Here is a 2,465-nt window from a genome sequence, read left to right on the forward strand (position 1 = left end):
GACCTGCGCGACCTGATCCTCGGGGCTCCGCTGCCGGGCAGCGTCGAGGACGCCGTCCGCACCGCCTACGCGCGACTCGGCGAGTCGCTCGTCGCGGTGCGTTCCTCGGCGACCGCGGAGGATCTGGCGGAGGCGAGCTTCGCCGGGCAGCAGGACACCTTCCTGGGCGTCACCGGGATCGAGGCCGTCCTGGACGCCGTCCGCGGTTGCTGGGCGTCCCTGTGGAACGAACGCGCCGTGGACTACCGGCGCCGCCACGGCGTCCCGGAGACCGATGTGGCCCTGGCCGTGGTGGTCCAGGCGCTGATCCCCGCCGACACTGCCGGGGTGCTGTTCACCCGGGAGCCGGTGTCCGGACGGGCCGACACGATGATGGCGAGCGCGTCCTACGGGCTCGGGGAGAGCGTGGTGGCCGCCTTGGTCACCCCGGACACGTTCTCGCTCACCCGCGACGGCGTCCCCGTCTCGTCCCAGATCGGATCGAAGCACACCCGAGTCGACGCCGCCCCCGGCGGTGGGACGTGCACGTCGGTCGTCCCCACGGCGCACCGCGTCCGGCCCAGCATCTCGGCGGCGCAGTTGCGCGCGCTGGCCGGGCTCGGGGTGCGTGTCGAGGAGCACTACGGACGCCCCCAAGACATCGAGTGGGCGTTCTCTCAGGGCAACCTGTTCCTGCTCCAGGCCCGGCCGATCACCGTCGCCGCGTCACCGACGCCGGGGCATGCACCGGTGCGGGGAAGGATCGAGCGCGTCCTGCTGGATGACCTGGTCGAGCACTTCCCCGCCCCCTTCCCCCTGGACCTGTGCGCCGTGCACGCCGTGCAGGGGGCGGTGCAGGACCTCATGACGGCCGCGGGGGCTCGCGCGGTCCCGGCCACATCGCTGGTGCGCGGGGACGACGACGGGGTGATCCGCGCCGAGGTCGCCCGCCCACGGCTCAGCCCCGCGCTCCTGATCCGCGTCCCGCGGTTGCTGCGCGGCGGCATGAGCCAGGGCCCGGTCCAATGGCGGGCCGCAGCGGCCGCGCAGCGCACCCGCCTGGAGGAGCTGACCCGCCGGGCAGACAGGGTCGCATCGGCCGAGGACGCGGCGGTCCTCGGTCTGCTTCGGGACGCGGTGGCCGAGGCGTCGGCGGTCACCGCCGACCGGTTCGTGCGCTACAACGCGCCGATGATGGTGAGCCGGGCCACGGCGGCCTGGCTGATCGGGCTGTCCCGGTCGGCAGGCATCGCCCCCGAGGACCTGTACGCGGGGGTTCCCTACACGACCGCTGTCATCGCGGCGGGGATCGCCCGGCTCGCCGAACGCGCCCGCACCACGGGGGCGGCCGAGGTGATCCTCCAGGCCGCCCCGGGCGGCGTAGGTGAAGCCCTAGCCCGGTCGGCGGCGGGCGCTGACTTCCTCCCCGCGGTCGCCGCGTTCCTCACCGACCATGGGGCGAGGACGGCGCGGCTCTACCTGCCGTTCTCGAATCTCTCCTGGCGCGAGCAGCCCGAGGAGCTGTACACCCTGGTGGCAGCGACCTTGCGCGGCTCCTCCTCGACACGCCCGGATGCTCCCGATGCCGTGGCGCTGGTCGCGAGCCGGCTGCCCGCCGCCCTGCGGGCGCGGTGGCGTGCGACCGCGGCACGGATCCAGGCGCTGCACATCGGCCGGGAGGCGACGGTGTACCTCATCGAGGAGTTGTTCTGCGTGGCACGGGCGGGACGCGACGAGGCGGCGCGCCGTCTCGTGGCCCGCGGCCAGTTGCCGGCCCCCGACGACCTGCGGCTGCTCTATCTCGGAGAGGTGGAGGCCGCGCTGACCGACCACGGACGCCCCCTCGGAGAACTGGTCGAGCGCCGGCGGCGCCAACGCGGTGTGGCCGAGGCGATCTGGTGGGACCGCGGCCAGCCTCAGGAGGACAGCGAGGGCGTGTTGCACGGCCAGCCAGCCAGCGCAGGCCAGGCGCGCGGGCCCGCACGCGTGATCCACTCCCCCGCCCAGTTCAGCCGCCTCCAGCCCGGCGACGTGCTCGTCTGCCCCTATACGGACCCCACCTGGACGCCGCTGTTCGCGCTCGCCTCGGCGGTGGTCGCCGACTCCGGCGGGCCGTTGTCCCACGCAGCCATCGTGGCCCGCGAGTACGGGATCCCTGCGGTCCTGGGCACCAGCAGCGCGACGCGTCTCCCCGACGGAGCTTCGCTGTTCGTGGACGGCACCCGCGGCATCGTCACCCTGGAGCCTTCTCATCAAGACGCCGCGAGGCAGGACAGGCCCCCACTGAGGAGGCGGTGGGCCCACTGGGGATCGAACCCAGAACCCGCGGATTAAAAGTCCGCTGCTCTGCCAATTGAGCTATAGGCCCCGCCTCGGGAGTGTAGTGCCCCGGGCCACCGGGCGTGCGGAGGGCCGGGGGCGGCCCGTCCCTGGCCGGGTGGCGTCGCGGGAGAGTCCCTAGACTGGGGTCGATACGCACCGTGAAC

The 2,465-nt window shown here is 73.9% G+C and carries 1 protein-coding gene and 1 tRNA gene; one reads left to right on the forward strand and one right to left on the reverse strand.

Going from position 1 to position 2,465, the window contains the following annotated elements; translation table 11 throughout:
* The first annotated feature begins 15 nt into the window (after window positions 1–15).
* Window positions 16–2,313 (forward strand): PEP/pyruvate-binding domain-containing protein, encoded by a 2,298-nt coding sequence (locus tag V7E09_RS15765; RefSeq protein WP_442956903.1) that lies wholly within the window; start codon window positions 16–18, stop codon window positions 2,311–2,313.
* On the opposite strand, the gene V7E09_RS15190 is transcribed toward V7E09_RS15765, so the two are convergent.
* Window positions 2,275–2,347: transfer RNA gene (locus V7E09_RS15190), tRNA-Lys, on the reverse strand. The genes V7E09_RS15765 and V7E09_RS15190 overlap by 39 nt on opposite strands.
* Between the last annotated feature and the right edge of the window lie 118 nt (window positions 2,348–2,465).

Origin of the sequence: Propioniciclava sp. (assembly GCF_036744435.1) — a bacterium.
In the GTDB taxonomy this organism is placed as follows: Bacteria; Actinomycetota; Actinomycetes; order Propionibacteriales; family Propionibacteriaceae; genus Propioniciclava.